The sequence below is a fragment of the Bradyrhizobium rifense genome (genome assembly GCF_008123425.1).
Taxonomy (GTDB): domain Bacteria; phylum Pseudomonadota; class Alphaproteobacteria; order Rhizobiales; family Xanthobacteraceae; genus Bradyrhizobium; species Bradyrhizobium rifense.
The window spans coordinates 18,860-39,025 of the sequence record NZ_VSSS01000024.1; the positions used below are offsets into that span (position 1 = coordinate 18,860).

The following is a 20,166-nucleotide window of genomic DNA, read 5'->3' on the forward strand; positions in this document are numbered from 1 at the left end:
CTTGTCGGCCGCGCGTGCAGCTAGTGCGTCAATTCCTTCATCGCACCTTCAAGTCCCTCGATCGTGATCGGGAACATGCGGTTGGCAAAGATGCGTTTGATGATGGTGGTCGATTCCGAATAGTCCCAGTGCTTCTGCGCGACCGGATTGAGCCACACCGAGTGCGGATAGGTGCGGATGATGCGGTCGAGCCAGACCGAGCCGGGCTCCTCGTTGACGTGCTCGACCGAGCCGCCGGGCACCATGATCTCGTAAGGCGACATCGAGGCATCGCCGACGAACACGACCTTGTAGTCGTGCGGATATTTATGCAGCACGTCCCAGGTCGGCGTGCGATCGGTGAACCGGCGCTTGTTCTGCTTCCACACGCCTTCATAGAGGCAGTTGTGGAAATAGAAATACTCCATGTGCTTGAACTCGCTCTTCGCCGCCGAGAACAGTTCCTCGACCTGCTCGATATGCGAATCCATGGAGCCGCCGATGTCGAAGAACACCAAAAGCTTCACCGCATTGCGCCGCTCGGGCCGCATGTGAACGTCGAGATAGCCGTGATTGGCGGTCTCGCGAATGGTGGTGTCGAGATCGAGCTCATCCGGCGCACCGGTGCGCGCGAACTTGCGCAGGCGGCGCAGCGCCACCTTGATGTTGCGGATGCCGAGCTCGACATTGCCGTCGAGATCCCTAAACTCGCGCTTGTCCCACACCTTCACGGCACGGTTGTTGCGGTTCTTCTCCTGACCGATGCGGATGCCTTCGGGATTGTAGCCGTGCGCGCCGAACGGCGAGGTGCCGGCGGTGCCGATCCATTTCGAGCCGCCCTGATGGCGACCCTTCTGCTCCTCGAGGCGCTTCTTCAAGGTCTCCATGAGCTTGTCCCAGCCCATGGCCTCGATCTGCTTCTTCTCTTCCTCGGAGAGGTATTTCTCGGCGAGCTTCTTCAGCCACTCCTCGGGGATCTCCGCCTTCTCCATGGCGTCGAGCAGGCTTTCCAGCCCCTTGAACACCGTGCCGAAGACGCGGTCGAACTTGTCGAGGTTGCGCTCGTCCTTCACCAGCGAGGTGCGCGACAGATAGTAGAAATTTTCGACCGAGTAGTCCGACAGGTCAGCGTCGAGCGCCTCCATCAGCGTGAGGTATTCGCGCAGTGTCACGGGGACCTGCGCATCGCGCAGAGACGTAAAGAATTGCAGGAACATGGGTAACAGATTGCCCGTCGGGTGGCGAACGTCAAGGGGCGGAGACCGGCGCTGCACGCTGGACCGGTGGGCTTTTTGCTCTAGAATTGACCGCCTCACAGGGTTGTTTTGGGGACGTTTGCAATGGGAATTCTCGCAGCACTGATCATTGGTGCCATCGCCGGCTGGCTTGCCGGCAAGATTGTCCACGGGGCGGGATTTGGCCTGATCGGCAACATCGTGGTCGGCATCATCGGCGCGCTGGTCGCAGGCTGGGTGCTGCCGCAACTCGGCATTGCGCTGGCCACGGGTACGCTGGGTTTGATCCTGGACGCCACGGTTGGCGCAGTGATTGTGCTCGTCATCCTTTCGCTGATAAAACGGGTCTGAAAGCCTGACCGAACCAGGAACGGCCGCCATGAGCGGCCGTTCCCATGTCGTGACCGAGGCAGCGCCTCGGCCGACGATCAACCAGGACGCGCGATGAAATTTACCGGCACCAAGGACTATGTTGCGACCGACGATCTCAAGGTCGCCGTCAATGCCTCGATCGTGCTGGAGCGCCCGCTGCTGATCAAGGGTGAGCCCGGCACCGGCAAGACGGTGCTGGCGGAGGAAGTGGCGAAGGCGCTGAACGCGCCGCTGCTGACCTGGCACATCAAGTCCACCACCAAAGCGCAGCAGGGCCTCTACGAATACGACGCGGTGTCGCGCCTGCGCGATAGCCAGCTCGGCGACGCCCGCGTGTCCGACATCAAGAACTACATCAAGCGCGGCAAGCTGTGGGACGCCTTCGCGGCCGAGCAGCGCCCGGTGCTCCTGATCGACGAGATCGACAAGGCCGACATCGAATTCCCGAACGACCTCCTGCTCGAGCTCGACCGCATGGAATTCCATGTCTACGAGACCGGCGAGACGATCAAGGCCAAGCAGCGCCCGATCATGATGATCACCTCCAACAACGAGAAGGAGCTGCCAGACGCCTTCCTGCGCCGCTGCTTCTTCCACTACATCAAGTTCCCCGACGCCGACACCATGGGCCGCATCGTCGACGTCCACTTCCCCGGCATCAAGAAGCGCCTGGTCGAGGAAGCGCTGCGCATCTTCTTCGAGGTGCGCGAGGTGCCCGGCCTGAAGAAGAAGCCGTCGACGTCCGAGCTGCTCGACTGGCTGAAGCTCCTGCTCAACGAAGACATGAGCGTCGAGCAACTGCGCGAGCGCGACCCGCGCAGGCTGATCCCGCCGCTGCACGGCGCGCTGCTGAAGAACGAGCAGGACGTGCATCTGTTCGAGCGGCTGGCGTTCTTGAGCAGACGGGAAGTTTGAGGGGCCATCGGCTCCGTCATCCTGAGGCGCGAGCCGTGAAGCGCAACGCGCTTCACGGGGAGCCTCGAAGGATGAACGGCCCCGATACAGCCGGGCCGTCGCCCTTCGAGGGCCGCTGAAGAAGCGGCCACCTCAGGGTGACGGTGAGAGATTTGAGCACGCCGCTCTCTCCATTCGTCATTGCGAGCGCAGCGAAGCAATCCAGAGTCTTCCCGCGGAGGGATTCTGGATTGCTTCGCTGCGCTGGCAATGACGGAGCAAGGTGCGGTGTTTTGCCCAACGCGACACGAAACGGAACTCGGTGGGCAAAGCGAAAGCGTGCCACCACATCTATCGCGACCGCGGAGCGACGGTGGCACCGCGCGTTGCGCCTTCGCCCACCCTACGCAGCTGTGTGCACCGCGGCCTCCGGAATACGCGCGGCTTCCATCGGCACCTTGCCGCGGATGAGGTCCGAGGCACGATCCGCGATCATCATCGTGGATGCATTGAGGTTCGCCGAGATCATGCGCGGCATCACGGAGGCATCGATCACGCGGAGACCCTCCAACCCATGGACGCGGAGCTGGTCGTCCACCACCGCCCAGGTCGAATCCGCCGGGCCCATGCGGCAGGTGCAGCCGGGGTGGAAGGTGGTGGTGCCGCGTTCGGTGGCGGCGGCGAGGAATTCGTCGTCGGTGTTGATGTTGGGGCCCGGGAAATCCTCGTAGGCGTAGTAGGGCGACAGCGGCGCGGACTTCAGCAGATTGCGCGCGAGCTTCATGCCGCCGACGATGACGCGGCGGTCGAGCTCGGCGTCGAGATAATTGGTCTGGATGATCGGCGGCGCGAACGGATCGCTTGAGCGGATGCGGACATAGCCGCGGCTCTCCGGGCGCTGCTGCCAGGATGCGACGGTCATGCCGGGCTCGTCCTCGAGCTGGCCCTGCACGCCTTCCTTGTAGCTCGCGGGGGTGAAGGTGAGCTGCAGGTCGGACGAGTCGGCGCTCTCGCCGGAGTGCCAGAAGCAATAGACCATGGTCGGCGACAGCGAGAGCAGGCCGCGGCGCGTCGTCGCCCATTTCAGAGCCTCGATCCACAGCGAGAAGCCGCGGCGGAGCTCGTTGATGGTCTTGATGTCCTTGACACGCGCCACCGTTCGGGGCGCGTAATGGTCTTGCAGGCCCTCGCCGACCGGCAGCGCGTGGCGCACCTGGATGCCGTGGGCGTTCAGCAAATCGGGCGAGCCGATGCCGGAGAGCTGGAGCAGCTGCGGCGAATTATAGGTGCCGCCGGACAGGATCACTTCCTTGTTGGCGCGCACTTCGATCGGCGTACCGTCGCGGCCGCCCTTGGCGTAGCGCACGCCGACGGCGCGCCTGCCTTCGAAAATGATCTCGGTCGCGTGCGCATGGGTGTGCACATGCACGTTCGGCCGCTTCATCGCGGGCTTCAGAAACGCGGTCGAGCCGGAGACGCGCAGGCCCTTGTCGATGGTGCGCTGGCAGTAGGAGACGCCCTCCTGCTTCGCGCCGTTGTAATCGGGGTTGCGGGGAATGCCGAGCGAGACCGCGCCTTCCATGAAGGCTTCGCAGAGCGGATCGCGCCAGTTCATGGTGGTGACGGTGAGGTTGCCGTCACGGCCGCGATAGGTATCCTCGCCCTCACCGACCCGCTTCTCCAGCCGCTTGAAGTACGGCAGCACGCCGGCATAGCCCCAGCCGCGATTGCCCATCTGCGCCCAGGTGTCGAAATCCATGCGCTGGCCGCGGTTGTAGATGTGGCCGTTGATCGAGGACGAGCCGCCGAGCGTCTTGCCGCGCGGCGCGTAGATGCTGCGGCCGCCGGTGTAGGGCCCGACCTCCTGCTGGTAGGCCCAGTTGATGCTCTTCATGTGGAAGGTTTTGATGAAACCCGCCGGCAGATGGATGTAGGGATGCCAGTCGCTCGGGCCGGCCTCGAGCACGCAGACGCTGGTCGAGGGATCTTCGCTGAGCCGGCTGGTGAGCACGCAACCGGCGGAGCCCGCACCGACGATCACATAATCAAATCTATCCATGGTACCTCGGCCGCCTTTAGCGCGGCTTGTCGTTGAGTTGATAATTCAAATGCGTTCGCACCGTCGGCCATTCCGCGGCGGTGATGCTGTACACGACGGTGTCGCGCAGAGTGCCGTTCGGCGCGACCTGGTGGCTGCGCAAAATGCCGTCCTGCTTGGCGCCGAGGCGCTCGATGGCGCGACGGCTCTGGTGGTTGAAGAAGTGCGTGCGGAATTCGACCGCGATGCAGTTCAGCGTCTCGAACGCGTGGGTCAGCAGCAGGATCTTGCACTGCGTGTTGAGTGGGCCGCGCTGTGCGCTCTTGCCATACCAGGTCGAGCCGATCTCGACGCGGCGGTTGGCGGCATCGATGTTCATGTAAGTCGTTTGGCCGACGATCTTGCCGCCGGCGTCGAACACGGTGAACGGCAGCATCGAGCCCGCGGCCTGCAGGCCGAGGCGGCGTTCGATCTCCTTGGCCACGTTCTCCGGCGTCGGGATCGCAGTGTACCAGATCGTGTAGAGCTCGCCGTCCTTCACGGCCTCCACCAGCCCCTCGCGGTGCTCTTTCGACAGCGGCTCGAGACGGGCGTGCTGTCCACGCAGGGTGATCGGATCAGGCCAGGGCATTTGGGTCTCTCCTTACGTCATTGTGCAGCGAGGCACTCCAGACTGTCAGTCCCTCATCCTGAGGAGCGCGGAACGCGCGTCTCGAAGGATGAAGGCCCGGCTGGTGGCCTCGCCCTTCGAGACGCGTGCGAAGGGCGCGCTCCTCAGGGTGAGGGTCTGTTGGTTGCTTGGCCTCGCTCGCAATGACGGCTTGGCTCACTTATTCAGGAAATTCAACGGCAAACCACCGCGCGGCCAGTCCATTGCGATCAGCTCGCCGTTGCCGGACAGCGTGATGTAGGCGGTCTTCAGCTCGGGGCCGCCGAAGGCGATATTGGTGGTGACGCGGTCGCCGGTCGGGACCTGCTCGACGAGGGTGCCATCGGGCGCGATCACCGAGATGCAGCCGGAGACGAGGGTGGCGACGCAGACATTGCCGTTGGCTTCCACTGCGAGCGAATCGAACATCTGGTAGCCGCCGAGGCCGCAGATCGGCTTGCCCCGCTCGCCGCGATAGATCACCTCGCGTGGCTTGAGCGTGCCGGGCGCGGAGAGCTCATAGGCCCAGAGCCGGCCGGTGGGCGTCTCCGCGATGTACACGGTGTTCTCGTCCGGCGAGAGACCAATGCCGTTGGCGGGCAACACGCCGTGCACGACCTCGACGATCTCCTTCATGCCGGGCTTGAGATAGTACATGCCGCCGACATCCATCTCGCGCGCGCGGCGTTTTCCCAGATCGGAGAACCACAGGCCGCCATGCTTGTCGAACACGAGATCGTTCGGCCCGCGCAGATCGTGCTCGCCGCATCTGGTGACGACGGTCTCGATTTGGCCTGATTGCAGGTCGACGCGCTGAATGGAGCCGCCGAGATAATCGTCCGGCTGCGGACCCGGCATGATCAGCTTGCCGGTCGGATGCCAGGAGAAGCCGCCATTGTTGCAGATGTAGATCTTGCCGTCGGGGCCCAGCGCCGCGCCGTTCGGGCCGCCCGGCACCTTGGCGACGACCTCCTTGCGGCCATCGGGATAAACGCGGGTCAGGCGCTGGCCGCGGATTTCCACCAGCACGACCGAGCCGTCCGGCATCACGACCGGCCCTTCGGGAAATTCGAGGTCGGTGGCGAGAACGCGAACGTTGGACATGTGGGACCCTCCCGGCTGCTTGTTATGGCTTGCACGGGATGTCCGGCACGGGCCCCACACGCAAGATTTGCCTGCGGTTATGACAAAGTAGGTCCCCCTTGCCAAGCAAGCGGGATGGTATGCCAGCGTTGCAATGCTACTCCCTCACCGGCACCCAGATCTCGAAGCCGCCATTGCCGCTCACGGGATCGAACTTCTCGTCGTAGCGCTCGAAGTTCGGCGCGTCCGCCGCTTTGAAGCCAGAGGCCGGCAGCCATTGATTCCAGATGGTGTTGACGGTGCTGCGGATCGAGGCGACGTGGTCGGTGTGAGTGAACACCGCATAGCGCCGCTCGGGAATGCGGATGCGGCCAAGCCCGCGCGGCAGATCGGAGAAGTCGGCGACCTCGACGCCGGCGATGTAATCGAAATTGCCGGAATCATCGCCGTTGCAACACACGCCATAGGCGACGTTGCCGACGCGCTCCGGAATGTCGGCAACCTCCTGATGGAAACGATGCCATAAGCCAGGAATCATCGCGCCGTTGTCGCAGGTGATGCGCTCGGCGAGGCCGGCGACGAGGAAGGCTTTTGCGGTTTCGAAACGCGGGGCTTTGAGATGGTCGAGCATGGTGGAATCCATGAGGATCGGCTCCTGAAGCGTGAGATGATTGACGCACGTCGCCGCCCTTACTGCTTCCGGCGTGGTGCCGAACTGGTCGCGGAACGCGCGGGTGAATGCTTCGTGCGAGCCGTAATCCGCCTCCAGCGCCAGCGACAGAATGTCCGGCGCGCCCCTGGCAAGACTGCGCGCCGCCTCACTCAGCCGTCGTGCGCGCACGTAACGCATCACCGGCAGACCGGTGGCTGCGGCAAACGCACGCACGATGTGGAACCGCGACACACCACCGATCGCAGCGATCTCGTCGAGCGTCATCGGCTCGGCCAGATGGCTCTCGATGTACCAGAGCGCGCGCTGGGCTGGGTTCATGGGTTGCGACTCTCGTTCGAAGCGTGGCGATGATGCGCTGTCACCGCGCGCCTCGCTTGATCAGGATTGCGGTCGAGCCCCCGGGCGCTGCAATCGTAGGGTTGGCAAAGGCGCATTGGCGCCGTGTCCAGCATCCATCGCATCATCGCCCGCGGTCGTGGGCACGCTTCGCTTTGCCCACCCTACGGCACCGCACCGCGTAGGAACACCGCACCATTTATTTCACCGCATCCTTCGGCGGCGGCGCGTCCTGCTTCTTCTTCAGATCGTCCGCCTGCTTCGTCTGCGCCGCCTGGAGATCGCCGACGGTCTTCTGCAGGCCCACGAGCGTCACCTTCAGCGCATCGATCTGGCGATTGGCGGCATCGATCTTCTGCTGGTGATCGAGATTGAGCTTGGTGATGGTCTTCTGGAGAAAATCGACATTGCTCTGCAGACAGCTAGTGCGCCGCTCCATGGTCTTCTCGACCGTGCAGATCTCGATGCCGGGCACGTCCTGCGCCAGCGCCTGAGTGCGCGCGACGAGCGGTAACATGGCGAAACACACGGCGGCGAGCGTGCGCGGCATTCAGGTTCCTCGTCAAATTAATCACGGCAATGTGCGCCGATTGGGCGCGCCTTCCCGAAGCTACCACACTCGTACCGCATTCTCGCGTTGAGCTTGGGTTGTTCCCTCGGACGGGGAGCAGTGAACCGCGCGCGGAAGAAGTGGGCGCTCTTTCCGCAGCTTTGATTAGGGGAGATTTTTGGAATGGCAACGCGTGATAGACGTCTGGCGGAATTCGATGGCGCCGGAGAGCCGCCACCTGGCCTGCCAGTCGAAGTACTGTGTGAGGACCACAGCGGGACGTATCAACTGCCGTTCGCCTGCCGCTATGTCGAGGGCCGCTGGCAGAACGACGCGGCCGGCGTCCCGGTGGAAGCCACCGTCATCGGCTGGCGCGTGCCGCGCATGAAGCATTCGGGCGTGGCCTGACGGCGCGCGTCTGTCTCAAAATGCAACGGGGCCGCGCTCTGCCTTAACGAACGGAACGCGGCCCGAACGAATCACGTCCGAATCAGCCGTTTAGCCCCGTACGCGGCTGTTCACGGCTAGATGTCGACACGGACCTCCCGGGACGCACAAGATCTGCGCGGGGCACGTGCCGCGCTCGCCAACTACCGGCGCCAAAAGTTAATGATGGCAAAGACATAGAGGTCGGCGAGGACGCGGGCCGCCGCCGCCCCCAAAACAGGCAGGGCCATGCAGCGCCTGCCTAATATTCGACCTCGAGCTCCTCGATCTCGGCCGGCTCTTCCTTTGCCGCCGCGATCCATTCCTTCATTTCGGGCATTGCCATGATGGTGTCGGCATAGGCCTTCAACCGGGGCTCGAGCTTCACGTCATAGGTGACGAAGCGCGTCACGACGGGGGCGTACATCGCATCCGCCATGGTGCGCGTCTCGCCGAACAGGAATGGGCCGCCCGACTTCGCCAGACAGTCGCTCCAGATCGACCAGACCCGGTCGATGTCGGCCTGCGCACGCGACCAGATCTTGAAGCCAGGAAAATGCCCCTTCAGATTGACCGGCAGCGAGGCGCGCAGCGTGGTGAAGCCGGAATGGATTTCGCCGCAGATCGAGCGGCAATGCGCGCGCTGGACGCGGTCCGCGGGCAGGAGCCCTGCGTCCGGCATCACCTCGTTGAGATATTCGGCAATGGCGAGCGTATCCCAGACGGTGGCGCCGTCGTGGCGCAGGCAGGGCACCAGGATCGAGGACGACAGCAGCAGGATTTCGGCGCGCGCCGATGCGTCATCGGGCGCGGTGACGATCTCCTCGAAATCGAGCCCGGAAAACTTCGTCAGCAGCCAGCCACGCAGCGACCAGGACGAGTAGTTCTTGCTGCTGATGGTCAGTGTCGCCTTCGCCATAGGGCTATTCCCTCACGCCTTTGACCTGCAGTGACTTGCACGCCGCCCGGCCTGGGCGTGCCCGTCACCTGTGCTTCCTGCGAAATGAGCAGCAAGCGACGTGCCAATTTTGAGGGCGGCTCAACGCGCTTCTGGCTCCGATATTGCATGGCACCATCGGACAGGTGGGCGCTTCAGTATGATGTCGATGTATTATCAGGCTTTTCAGAACCAGATGGACCTGACGGCGCCGTGGCGGGCAGGCGCCTCGTCCGCGCTCAAATTCCTCCATCTGGTGCCGCAGGGCATGTCGGATCAGGTGGTCGGCCGACTCTCGGCGGCGCTTGAGCTGATCTCGCGCTCCACCCTCACTTACCATCGCCCGGCCTATGGCATCGACAGCGTGATGGTGGGCGATCGCGAAATCGGCGTGACCGAGGAGGTCGCCTACGCGACGCCGTTCGGCTCGCTGCTGCACTTCAAGAAGGACGGCATGACCGAGCAGCCGCGCATGCTGCTGGTGGCGCCGATGTCCGGCCATTTTGCCACGCTGCTGCGCGGCACCGTGAAGACGCTGCTGCAGGACCACGACGTCTACATCACCGACTGGCACAATCCGCGCGACATCCCGCGCAGCGAAGGCCGCTTCGGGCTCGACGACTACACCGAGCATCTCATCGACTTCCTGGGACAATTGGGTCCGCGCCCGCACATGGTGGCGATCTGCCAGCCGTCGGTGTCGGCGCTCGCGGCCGCCGCGATCATGTGCGAGGGCAATCACCCTTCGCGGCCGGCGACGCTGACGCTGATGGCGGGGCCGATCGACACGCGCATCCAGCCGACCAAGGTCAACGACTTCGCCAAGAGCAAGCCGATCGAATGGTTCGAGCAGAACCTGATCAACTACGTGCCGGTGCAGTGCCGCGGCGCGCTCCGGAAAGTCTATCCCGGCTTCGTGCAGCTCACCGCGTTCGTCTCGATGAATCTCGAGCGCCACATCAAGCAGCACATGGATCTCGCCAACCACATCGCCAAGGGCGAGAAGGAGAAGGCCGCCAGCATCAAGACCTTCTACGACGAATATTTCGCCGTGATGGACCTGCCGGCCGAGTTCTACATCGAGACTGTGCGCGACGTGTTCCAGGAGCATCTGCTGCCGCAAGGCAAGCTGATGCATCGCGGCCGCCCGGTGGACGCCAAGGCCGTCGGCCGCATGGGCCTGATGACGGTCGAGGGCGAGAAGGACGACATCTGCTCGATCGGCCAGACGCTCGCCGCGCAAGACCTCTGCACCGGCGTGCGCGCCTATCGCCGCGTCCACCACATGCAGGCCGGCGTCGGCCATTACGGCGTATTCTCGGGCAAGCGCTGGAATAACGAGATCTATCCGCTGCTGCGGGATTTCGTGCACGTCAATTCGTGAGGCGCTGCGTCGATTTCAAGTGACCAGCCGGATATGCGCGGCGGTCGGCTTGCGCCCGGCGCCGTTGATCGGTGTGATATCCTGCGGGCAGGCCGAGAAGACCACGTAGCAATCCCGGAGAGCCCGCAGCACCACATAGTCGCCTGGCCTGCTGACAGGCTCGCCCTGCGTCAGGCTGAGATCGCCGTTGACCGGGATGTTCATGAACAGGTTGAGCGGCTGCGGTACATGGCTCGCCTTCACGCCGATCTCGTCCAGGGCCTCGACCATGTTGTCGGCGCAGTTGCGGTGATAGTCCGTGCAACCCAGATGCTCATAGCGCCAGCGGTCGCACGCCGCCATCAGGGTGTCGTGGATGCCGGGCGATGTGTCTTGCTCCAGCACCAGAATCGGTTCCCGTTTATTGGTGAAGAGCGTCTGGCCGGCGGCTGGCATCAACCGGCCGTTCTCGACCCTTGTGTGCTCCATCGACATATGGTGTCCGAGATCCCCGATGCAGAACGCCCAGGTGTCCACGACCTGAGAACCATGGGTGTTGATGATTTGGACGGCCTGCCCCTTGCCCAGCCGAACGGCTTTGCCGCGCGTGGCCGGGATGACGTCGAGTGTTCCAGTCATGATGCCCTCCTTCAAGCGGCGAGACGAGCGCTGCGGCGGGCTGCCCAGCGCGGCTGGGCGCAGATGTGGCCCAGGAATTCGATGACGGTCAGCGCGCCAAGGTAGGCGGTGACGCCGGTGCCGACGTCGAGCGGCGGATTGACCTCGACGAAGTCGAAGCCCGCGATATCGTGCCTCTCGGCAATCGCCTTCAGGCTGTCGCGTAGCTCGGGATACGTCAGTCCATTGGGCTCAGCCGAAACGCAGCCTGGAACCAGCGACATGTCCATAGCGTCGACGTCGATGCTGACGTACACCCGTGAGCCCGCGGGCAGCAGATCGGCGATCCCTTGCGGACCGATCTGACGGAACTCGCCCATCGGAATGACACGGTTGCCACCGGCGATCACCTCCTCAACCTGCGCCGGCGAATGACGCAGGCTGCGAATGCCGACCTGCGTCAGGCTGAGCGTGTTGTCCATGCCGGCGATATGGCGAAAGGCATGGCTGTTGGTGATGGTCAGGTCGTTCTCGAACGGCGCATAATCGGTATGCGCGTCGAAATGGATGACGTGCAGCTTCTCCTGGAAGGCACGGAAGATCGGATAGGTAATCGAATGATCGCCGCCGAGCACCACCGGTAGCGCGCCGCGCTCAAGGATCCCGCGCACCATGGCCGTGATGTTCTCGAAGGTGCGAGGCGCGTTGGCCGGGTGAATATCGACATCGCCGACGTCGGCGATCAGGCCCTTCGACATTTCCTCGACCAGATATTCGCGCCGGGTCTCCGGATCGTAGTAACCTTCGCCGCTGCCGTAGAAGCGCAGTGAATGCTCGCGCAGTGCGCGCGGCGCAAGGCGGCTGCCCGGCATGAACGGCGAGCCCTCGTCGAAAGGCACGCCGAGTACGGCAATGGCCGCGTCCAGCGTGGACAGATCCTCGCAGATTCGCGAACGCAGGAAGGACGGGATCCCGACATAGGGACGGTTGACGCGAGGCATGGCGCTACTCCGTGGGGGTGACTGTAGTCGTGACGATGCGGTGGTCCGCCCGCACCAGGTCGAGAAAGTTGCGAAGGCGCGGCTCTTTCGGCGCGGCCATGATGTCGCGCGCCGGCCCCTCCTCCAGGATGCGTCCGTGGTCCATGAAGGCAATGCGGTCGGCGAGGCTCGCCGCGAAGCCGATTTCATGCGTGACGACCAGCATGGTCATGCCGGTACCGGCCAGCGCGCGCAGCACGGCGAGTACCTCACCGACCAGCTCCGGATCGAGCGCCGAGGTCGGCTCGTCGAACAGCATCAGGGCCGGATCCATCGCCAGCGCTCGCGCAATGGCCACGCGCTGCTTCTGTCCGCCGGAGAGCGCATGCGGGTGGCGGTCCATCCGGTCGGCGAGCCCGAGCCGCGTGAGCAATTCGATACCGCGCCGCGTCGCTTCGTCCCGCGGCCGGCCCAGCACCACGGTCTGTGGCCGGACCACATTCTCGAGCGCGGTCATGTGCGGCCAGAGATGAAACTGCTGGAAGACGATGCCGACCTGCGGGCGCAAGGCGTCGATCTGCCGGCGGTTCTGGCGGCGCACGACGCCGCCCGGCATCAATTCGCGCCCCAACGGCTTGCCCGCCACCTCGATGAAGCCATCGTCGGGTTGCTCGAGCCAGGTCAGGCAGCGCAACAGGGTGCTCTTTCCGCACCCGCTCGGACCGATCAGCGCCACGATCTGACCCGCATGCACGTCAAGATACACCTTGTCGAGCGCGGTGACGCCGTGAAAGCGCTTGGTCAGGTTGGAGACGCGGAGGACGGGGGGAGCGCTCATCACGTCCTCCTGGCCACCAGCGAGAGATAGCGGTCGGCGATGCGGTTGCGGCTGACGGCCTCGGCCTGCACGGCACCGACCCTGCGCTCCAGTCGCCTGGATGCCTCCGCGATGACGACCGCGATCAGCCAGTAGATCGAGGCCACGGCTGCGAACACCTCGAAGGGAGCGAAGGTGTTTCCCTGCACCACGAGGCTCTGGTAGGTGAGCTCCGGCACAGTGATGGAGGACAGGACGGACGACTCCTTCATCATGGTCAGCGTCATGTTGGTGGATGGCGGCACCAGGGCGCGCAGGATCTGTGGCGCTACCACATGCCACATCGCGCTCATCGGAGACATGCCGATGGCGCGCGCGCTTTCGAACTGGCCACGCGGCAATGCGAGAATCGCAGCACGCACGATCTCGGCATAATAGGCGCTGGCGAACAGCGCGAGTGCTGTGGTCCCGACCAGGGTCGCCGGCAGCCGGATACCGCAAAACGGCAATCCATAATAGACGACGAAGAGAATGATGATGAAGGGGATGTTGCGCAGGGTTTCGACATAGCAGCCCGTGACGAGTCCCGGCAGCCAACCCGGCACGAGCGCAATCAAGGCAACCGCAATCCCCGCGACATAGCCCATCACGAGCGCCGCAACCGAGACCTGGAGCGTCAGCCACGCACCTTGCAGGAGTAGCGGCCAATAGTCGACCAGAACGGCGGGATCGAAATGCATCGCCTCAGACCCGCGCCGCAGCGAAGCGGCTCTCCGCCACCCTGCCGGACAGGCTGATGACGAGATTGATGACGAGGAAGACGAGCGCCGAGCCGATCATGGTCTCGAACGGCCGATAGCTGGCACTGGCGATCTGCTGCGCCGTGCGCAGCACGTCGACGACGGTGATGACCGACAGAAGCGCGGTACCCTTCACGACGATCGTCGCTTCGTTGATCAGCACCGGTACGATGCGCCGGAACAGCTGGGGCAGCACCACTTTGAGCCAGATGGCGTGCGGTGGCAGCCCGAGCGCCGTCGACGCCTCGATCTGACCGGCATCGATGGTGGCGAGGCCGCCGCGCATGCTCTCGCTGACGAAGACCATGCTGTTGAAGGCGATGGCCGAGACGCCCGCCACTTCCGGCGAGAGGTCGAGACCGACCGCCGGAAGCACGTAATAGGCGATGAAGATCTGGATCAGGAGCGGCGTGCCGCGCACGAAGCTGATGACGACGGCGATGCACGCGTTGACGGCAACGATCTTCAGCGAGCGGACGATGGTCAACGCCGTGCCGAGCGCAAGGGCGAACAGCATGATGATGACAGCCAGCCGGATGTTCACGGCCGCCGCACCGATCAGACGGGGCAGGATCGACAGCAGGTAGTTGAGCTTGAAGCCCATGGCACGGGCCTTTCCTGTCGCAAGATGCCTGGTCTCGCCGTTACCCCTCGGTCACCACGTCGATCGGCTACATTGCCCCGGGCGGCAGATAGCCTTGATCCGGGATCGTCATCTCGAAACCGAACCATTTCTTCTGAAGGGTCGCGAGGCGGCCATCGTCGCGCATCTTGCGGATCACCGCGGAAATGGCGTCCCGCAGATCCTTGTCGTCAGGCCGCGTCACCCAGGCGAGATAGGAGTATCCGCCGTCCTGAGGCGTTGGCGCCAGCAACTCGAAGACGTCAGGCTTCTCCTTGACCAGCGCGGCAAGGCTCGGCAGCGACTGGATCACGGCGTCGGCTTCGCCGCTGGCGAGGGCCACGTAGCTTTCGGGGAAAGCGGTGAAGAGCTTCAGGTCCTTGAAGCCCGTTCCCCCCGCGGCCTTCAGCTTGGCATCGAGCGCACGAGCGACCGGTTCGGTTGACGACGCAAGTTGGGTTGCGACCACCTTGCCGTTGAGGTCTTCCACCTTGGTGAGCTTGTCGCCCTTGCGCTTCATGGCGTAGGGCACGCCATCGGCGATCGGCATCGTATAGGCGTAACGCTTGGCGCGTTCCGCGTTGATGCCGACCGTGGTGGCGACAAAATCGAACTTGCCGGCCAGCACACCCGGCAGGATGCCCTGCCAGGGCAGGTCGAGCTGGTTCAGCTTCTTGACGCCGAGTTCCTTGACCACTTCGGCGAGAATATCGGAACCATAGCCGACGATCTTGCCATCCTTGACGAATTCGAAAGGAGGAAAGGCCGCTTCGGTGCCGACCGTCAGTTCACCGGTCCGCTTGATCTTGTCCAGCGTCGTCTCGGCGAAGGCAGGCTCGCTCGCGACCAGCGCGAGACAGGCGCTGCCCGCCAGAACGCCGAATATCGTGCGATTGGTCTTCCGCATGGCTGATCCCTTCGTTGTCGATGTCCGCAAAGGTTGCCGCCGCCTCAGGCAGGCGGCGCGTCGAAATAATTCGCCCTCACCGCCGCGCCGATCAGATTCACGATCAGGCGGCCGGCCGTGATGCAGGTGATCATGTTGACGTCGATGGATGGCGTGATCTCCACGATGTCCATGCCGACCACCCGCCCCTTGCGCACCAGGCCGTGGATGAGCTTGCGGACCTGATGGAAGGTGAGGCCGCCCGGAGCCGGGCCCTCGACGGCAGGCATCACGGTCGGATCGAGGCCATCGGCGTCGATCGTGATGTAATATTGGCCGCCCTCCGGAATCCGCTCAAGCACCGAGTCCATGCCCCTGTCGTGCACCTCGAAGGCCGGAATAATGTTGGCGCCATAGGCTGCCGCCGCCTCGACCTCTTCGGGTCGCGCGCTGCCGGATGAGCGAATACCGATCTGGAAGATCTCGCCGATGTGGGACATCTCCGAGGCCCGCCGGATCGGGCTCGAGAGGCCATCGCGAACGCCGTTCACTTCATCGCGCCAGTCGATATGGGCATCGACCTGGATCAGCGTGATCGGACCATGGCCCTTGAAGGCACGCAGGATCGGGATCGGAATGCCATGGTCGCCGCCGATCGTGATGGGCATGGCGCCCGCGGCAAGGATCTTGCTTACCGCTTGTTCGGCGCGGATGGAGTGGCTGCGGAGATCGGTCATGTCGGCGGGCACGTTGCCGACATCGACCACTTTCAAGGCACGTCCGCCATAGATCGGGCCGCCGACGTCGAAATCGTAGCGCTCCAGGCTGCGACAGATGCGATCGGTGACCGAACGGACGGCATCAGGTGCCTTCGACTGGTCGTTAGTGATCGCGGCGGCATCGTAGGCGCTGCCGTAGGGAATGCCGAGGATGGCAATGTGCGCGTCGAGAGCGTCGAGATCGGTGCAAATTGGCGACCAGAGCAGGCTCTGGTGCTTGAGAGAAGGCGGCACCGTCAGAGGCAGAACCATAGGTCCTCCAGGTCACAGCAGGTTGGTCTTGCCGAGCAAATCGGCATCCGGCCGCCAGGCAACCGGTCTGCGCATCGCTCAGATGTTCAGCGACGCTAACGCGGACCGAATAGCGCCCGGAATGACGTTTCCCGAAACCATGCTTGTAGGAACCGCAACATGAAGCACGTCCCGTCGGCACCCGTTCCGCAGCTCACGGAGAGCGATCTCAGGCTGTTGCGCATCTTTCGCGCCGTCGCCGAAGCGGGCGGCTTGACCGCAGCGGAGGCCCAGCTCGGGATGGAGCGATCGACCATCAGCCGGCATTTACTCGCGCTGGAAACGCGCCTCGGCAGCAGGCTCTGTTTTCGCGGTCCTTCCGGGTTCGAACTGACTGATTTCGGGCAACGGGCCCTATCGGCCAGCATCGCGGCCTGTGACGCGCTTGAAATGGTGCACCACGAGCTCAATCTCGCCCGCAACCTCCTGTCGGGCGAACTGAAGATTGGCATCGCCGACAACTGCCTGTCCAACCCGCACTGCCGGTTGGCGGACACGCTGGCTCGGTTTCGCGCTGCCGCCCCCAATGTCACCCTGAACGTTGCGATCGGCCTGCCGAGTGCGCTCGTCGACGACGTACTGGAGCGACGACTGCATCTGGCCATCAGCGGACAGCCGGCCGTCAACGGCAAGCTCGAATACGTCTCGCTGTTCACCGAGGAGTTCCGGCTTTACACGGCGGCAGCGGCGCCGCTTGCGCTCGACGATTTGCGCGACGGCGGTGTGGTTGTAGTGACGCGGACAAACGATCGACGTACGCAAAATCTCGCGCGGCGGCTTCACATCAAGCAACATGCCGTTGCCTTCGGGCTCGAGGCGGTCGCGACAATGCTGGTCGGTGGCGGGTTTGTTGGCTTCCTGCCGACGCATTATGTCGAGATGCTAAGACCGATCCATCCATTGGAGGAAGTGTCGGGTGCCGAGGCGTTTCGCTACATGACCCAGTTCTCGCTGGTGTCGGCGATCAACCGGCCACTTCCACCGAGTGGCCGATTGCTGACTAAGCTGCTGACCGAGCCGCAGAGCACGAACTAAGCCGACCACTCCTCGCCCCAGACCTGCACGGCATGGCCGGGCGAGACTTCACGATATTGCCGCGCTGGCGGCTGATAGTCGGGCGCGCGCACCGGGCTTCTGATCTCGTCGTTTGCGACCTCGCGCCTGGTCCCGCGGCGCGCGGGATCGGGCACGGGAACGGCAGCCATCAGCTTCTCGGTGTAGGGATGCTGCGGATTGCCGAACAATGCCGCACGCGGACCGATCTCGACGATCTCGCCGAGATACATTACTGCGACGCGATGGCTCATCCGCTCGACCACCGCGATGTCGTGCGAGATGAAGAGATAGGCCAGTCCCATGCCGGCCTGAAGATCGAGCATCAGATTGACGACCTGCGCCTTGACCGAGACGTCGAGCGCGGAGACAGCCTCATCCGCGACGATCAATTTTGGTCCGAGCGCGAGCGCGCGCGCGATGCAGATGCGCTGGCGCTGGCCACCAGAGAATTCGTGTGGAAAGCGTGCGGCCATGTCGGCGGTGAGGCCGACGCGCTCGAGCAGGTCGGCGACCTTGTCGCGCGCCCGCGACGCTGTCGCGAGGCCATTGGCCAGCAGTGGCGCTGCGATCGCCGTTCCCACCGACATGCGCGGATTGAGGCTCGCGAACGGATCCTGAAACACGATCTGCATGTGCTTGCGGAAATCGCGCAAGGTGCGGCCACTCATGGCCAGCACATCCTGGCCGTCGATCAAGACGCTGCCGGCGTCCGGTTCGGTCAGCTTGAGGATCGAACGGCCCGTGGTCGACTTGCCGCAGCCGGATTCACCGACCAGCGCCAGCGTCTCACCGGCGCGCAAGGTGAAGGAGATGTTCTCGACCGCGTGGACGCGGCCCGAGATCTTGCCGAACAGGCCCGAGCGGATCGGAAATCGCGTGGTGAGATTTGACACCTCCAACAGCGGACGCTCGGCGCTCGACACCGTGTCCGGCGTCTCCGCCGATTCGTCCGAGGTGCCCGTGACCTTGTCGACGATGGGAAAGCGCATCGGCCGCGTCCGGCCGTCCATCGAGCCGAGCCGCGGCACGGCCGCGAGCAGTGCGCGCGTGTAGGGATGCGAGGGTGCGGCGAAGATGCGCGACGTCGCGTCGGTCTCAACCGCCTGCCCGCCATACATCACCACGGTACGATCAGCGATCTCCGCGACCACGCCCATGTCGTGGGTGATGAAGAGGATCGACATCCCCTCCTCCTGCTGAAGCTCCTTCAGCAATTGCAAGATCTGCGCCTGGATGGTGACGTCGAGCGCCGTGGTCGGCTCGTCCGCGATCAGGAGTTTTGGTTTGCAGGCCAGCGCCATCGCGATCATCACGCGCTGGCGCATGCCTCCTGAGAAACGATGCGGATGCTCGTGGAAGCGCGATTTTGCCGCAGGGATACGGACACGGTCGAGCAGGCTGACGGTCTCGGCTTCCGCCGCCGCGCGCGACAGGCCGCGATGCTGGATCAGCGCTTCCGCGATCTGGAAGCCGATCGTGAGCACCGGATTGAGGCTCGTCATCGGCTCCTGGAAGATCATCGCGATGTCGTTGCCGCGGATGTCCTTCATATCAGCTTCGGGCAGCGTCAGCAGATTGCGGCCGGCGAGCATGATACGGCCCTCGCTACGGCCGCTCTCCTTGGGAATGAGCCGCATGATCGAGAGCGCGGTGACGCTCTTGCCCGAACCGGACTCGCCGACGATCGCGACGGTTTCGCGGGGCGCGACATCGAAGGAGATGTTGCGGACGACCGGGATCCATTGCCGCTCGCGTAGGAAGGACGTGGTGAGACCCGCAACAGACAGCACGGGCGACTGTGCTTCGGCAACGATCTGGTCCGGTCTGCTTGCGCCGATGCTCATGCGAAGAACCTAATAGCCACGATCACGGTCGACACGCCCCGGCAGGGGCTCGCCGCGGCGGTGGCGTGCGATGGTGTCGAGCACGTAGTCGACCGCCGTTTCCGGCTTCGTCGTGCTGGCGATGTGCGGCGTCAGAAGAACGCGCGGATGGCTCCAGAACGGATGGCCCGCGGGCAGCGGCTCAGGTTCGGCGACGTCGAGCACGGCGGCCGACAGCACGCCGCCGTCCAGTGCCGCGATCAGGTCGCCCTCGACCAGATGCCCGCCGCGCCCGACATTGAGCAGCCGCGCGCCGCGCGGCAGACGCGCGAACAATCTTGCGTTGAGGATTCCGCGCGTCTCCGATGTCAGCGGCAGCAGGCAGACGAGAATGTCGGTCTGCCTCAGGAAATCCGGCAGGGCTTCCGCACCCGCATAACAGGTGACACCTTCGACGCTGCGCGGCGAACGGTTCCAGCCGAGCAGCGGAAAGTCGAACGATTTAAGCCGCTCAAGCACGGCTTGACCAAGCAGACCGAGTCCCATCACACCGACACGCCGTTCGCTCGTGTGCGTCACGGAGAGCTCGCGCCAGACCTGGTCGCGCTGCTGGCCGATGAACTGCACGAGATCGCGATGCAGCGCGAGCACCGACATGCAGGCATATTCGACCATGCGCTCGGTGATACCGGGCTCCATCATACGTACGAGCGGAACATGCGGCGGAAGTTTTGTGATGTCGAACTGATCGACGCCGGCGCCGACCGAGAACACCAGCTCGAGATTGGGGAACGTCGCCGCGATGTCGTCCGGCGGCTGCCAGGCCACCAGATAGCGCACCGCCTGGGGATCGCCGATATCGGGCCAGACCCGGAACGGCACGTCAGGCGCGCGCTCGGCGAAGAAGGTCGCCCACTCTGCGCCGCGCACCATGTTCGCCTTATAGAGAACCGTCATGC

Annotated in this window: 21 protein-coding genes; 5 read left to right on the forward strand and 16 right to left on the reverse strand. The window is 64.1% G+C overall.

Going from position 1 to position 20,166, the window contains the following annotated elements:
* Positions 1–20: 20 nt before the first annotated feature.
* On the reverse strand, positions 21–1,196 hold the full coding sequence (locus FXB40_RS13845) for a vWA domain-containing protein (protein ID WP_148772745.1): 1,176 nt from the start codon (positions 1,194–1,196) through the stop codon (positions 21–23).
* A 123-nt stretch (positions 1,197–1,319) separates the two neighbouring features.
* Here FXB40_RS13845 and FXB40_RS13850 point away from each other — a divergent pair, with 123 nt between their 5' ends.
* Both FXB40_RS13850 and FXB40_RS13855 read left to right on the forward strand, forming a co-directional pair.
* Positions 1,320–1,565 (forward strand): GlsB/YeaQ/YmgE family stress response membrane protein, encoded by a 246-nt coding sequence (locus tag FXB40_RS13850; protein ID WP_148772746.1) that lies wholly within the window; start codon positions 1,320–1,322, stop codon positions 1,563–1,565.
* A gap of 93 nt (positions 1,566–1,658) precedes the next feature.
* A complete protein-coding gene (locus tag FXB40_RS13855) occupies positions 1,659–2,501 on the forward strand; it encodes an AAA family ATPase (RefSeq protein ID WP_148772747.1) in 843 nt (280 codons plus the stop codon).
* A 382-nt stretch (positions 2,502–2,883) separates the two neighbouring features.
* Here FXB40_RS13855 and FXB40_RS13865 read toward each other — a convergent pair whose 3' ends face one another.
* The 5 genes from FXB40_RS13865 to FXB40_RS13890 form a co-directional block, all read right to left on the reverse strand.
* Entirely contained in the window at positions 2,884–4,539 is a 1,656-nt protein-coding gene (locus FXB40_RS13865) for a GMC family oxidoreductase (protein ID WP_148772749.1), read from the reverse strand.
* Positions 4,540–4,555: 16 nt separating this feature from the next.
* On the reverse strand, positions 4,556–5,149 hold the full coding sequence (locus tag FXB40_RS13870) for a GNAT family N-acetyltransferase (RefSeq protein ID WP_148772750.1): 594 nt from the start codon (positions 5,147–5,149) through the stop codon (positions 4,556–4,558).
* Positions 5,150–5,344: 195 nt separating this feature from the next.
* A complete protein-coding gene (locus FXB40_RS13875) occupies positions 5,345–6,271 on the reverse strand; it encodes an SMP-30/gluconolactonase/LRE family protein (protein WP_148772751.1) in 927 nt (308 codons plus the stop codon).
* A 136-nt stretch (positions 6,272–6,407) separates the two neighbouring features.
* A complete protein-coding gene (locus tag FXB40_RS13880; RefSeq protein WP_148772752.1) occupies positions 6,408–7,241 on the reverse strand; it encodes an AraC family transcriptional regulator in 834 nt (277 codons plus the stop codon).
* 217 nt (positions 7,242–7,458) lie between these two features.
* Complete coding sequence (locus tag FXB40_RS13890; RefSeq protein ID WP_148772753.1) at positions 7,459–7,809, reverse strand: hypothetical protein; 351 nt, start codon at positions 7,807–7,809, stop codon at positions 7,459–7,461.
* A gap of 183 nt (positions 7,810–7,992) precedes the next feature.
* Between FXB40_RS13890 and FXB40_RS13895 the strand changes: the two genes are divergently transcribed.
* Positions 7,993–8,217, forward strand: a complete 225-nt coding sequence (locus tag FXB40_RS13895; RefSeq protein WP_027529381.1) for a hypothetical protein — start codon at positions 7,993–7,995, stop codon at positions 8,215–8,217.
* A gap of 280 nt (positions 8,218–8,497) precedes the next feature.
* On the opposite strand, the gene FXB40_RS13900 is transcribed toward FXB40_RS13895, so the two are convergent.
* Positions 8,498–9,154: a glutathione S-transferase family protein gene (locus FXB40_RS13900; protein WP_148772754.1), complete on the reverse strand. Its 657-nt coding sequence runs from the start codon at positions 9,152–9,154 to the stop codon at positions 8,498–8,500.
* A 178-nt stretch (positions 9,155–9,332) separates the two neighbouring features.
* On the opposite strand from FXB40_RS13900, the gene FXB40_RS13905 reads away from it, so the two are divergent.
* Positions 9,333–10,556 (forward strand): polyhydroxyalkanoate depolymerase, encoded by a 1,224-nt coding sequence (locus FXB40_RS13905; protein ID WP_148772755.1) that lies wholly within the window; start codon positions 9,333–9,335, stop codon positions 10,554–10,556.
* Positions 10,557–10,571: 15 nt separating this feature from the next.
* Here FXB40_RS13905 and FXB40_RS13910 read toward each other — a convergent pair whose 3' ends face one another.
* The 7 genes from FXB40_RS13910 to FXB40_RS13940 form a co-directional block, all read right to left on the reverse strand.
* Positions 10,572–11,174, reverse strand: a complete 603-nt coding sequence (locus FXB40_RS13910; RefSeq protein ID WP_148772756.1) for a DUF1989 domain-containing protein — start codon at positions 11,172–11,174, stop codon at positions 10,572–10,574.
* A gap of 11 nt (positions 11,175–11,185) precedes the next feature.
* Positions 11,186–12,154 carry an arginase family protein gene (locus tag FXB40_RS13915; protein WP_148772757.1) on the reverse strand — a complete coding sequence of 323 codons (969 nt, stop codon included), beginning with the start codon at positions 12,152–12,154 and terminating at the stop codon, positions 11,186–11,188.
* A 4-nt stretch (positions 12,155–12,158) separates the two neighbouring features.
* On the reverse strand, positions 12,159–12,971 hold the full coding sequence (locus FXB40_RS13920) for an amino acid ABC transporter ATP-binding protein (protein WP_148772758.1): 813 nt from the start codon (positions 12,969–12,971) through the stop codon (positions 12,159–12,161).
* On the reverse strand, positions 12,971–13,690 hold the full coding sequence (locus FXB40_RS13925; protein ID WP_148772759.1) for an amino acid ABC transporter permease: 720 nt from the start codon (positions 13,688–13,690) through the stop codon (positions 12,971–12,973). The genes FXB40_RS13920 and FXB40_RS13925 overlap by 1 nt, the downstream gene beginning before the upstream one ends.
* 4 nt (positions 13,691–13,694) lie before the next feature.
* Positions 13,695–14,354: an amino acid ABC transporter permease gene (locus tag FXB40_RS13930; protein WP_148772760.1), complete on the reverse strand. Its 660-nt coding sequence runs from the start codon at positions 14,352–14,354 to the stop codon at positions 13,695–13,697.
* Between the two features lie 67 nt (positions 14,355–14,421).
* Complete coding sequence (locus tag FXB40_RS13935) at positions 14,422–15,279, reverse strand: transporter substrate-binding domain-containing protein (RefSeq protein WP_148772761.1); 858 nt, start codon at positions 15,277–15,279, stop codon at positions 14,422–14,424.
* A 44-nt stretch (positions 15,280–15,323) separates the two neighbouring features.
* Positions 15,324–16,289: an agmatinase gene (locus FXB40_RS13940; protein ID WP_148772762.1), complete on the reverse strand. Its 966-nt coding sequence runs from the start codon at positions 16,287–16,289 to the stop codon at positions 15,324–15,326.
* A 216-nt stretch (positions 16,290–16,505) separates the two neighbouring features.
* Here FXB40_RS13940 and FXB40_RS13945 point away from each other — a divergent pair, with 216 nt between their 5' ends.
* Entirely contained in the window at positions 16,506–17,363 is an 858-nt protein-coding gene (locus tag FXB40_RS13945) for a LysR family transcriptional regulator (protein WP_246207600.1), read from the forward strand.
* Here the strand turns inward: FXB40_RS13945 and FXB40_RS13950 are convergent.
* A complete protein-coding gene (locus tag FXB40_RS13950; RefSeq protein ID WP_148772764.1) occupies positions 17,360–19,228 on the reverse strand; it encodes an ABC transporter ATP-binding protein in 1,869 nt (622 codons plus the stop codon). The genes FXB40_RS13945 and FXB40_RS13950 overlap by 4 nt on opposite strands.
* A gap of 9 nt (positions 19,229–19,237) precedes the next feature.
* Positions 19,238–20,164 carry a 2-hydroxyacid dehydrogenase gene (locus FXB40_RS13955; RefSeq protein ID WP_148772765.1) on the reverse strand — a complete coding sequence of 309 codons (927 nt, stop codon included), beginning with the start codon at positions 20,162–20,164 and terminating at the stop codon, positions 19,238–19,240.
* Between the last annotated feature and the right edge of the window lie 2 nt (positions 20,165–20,166).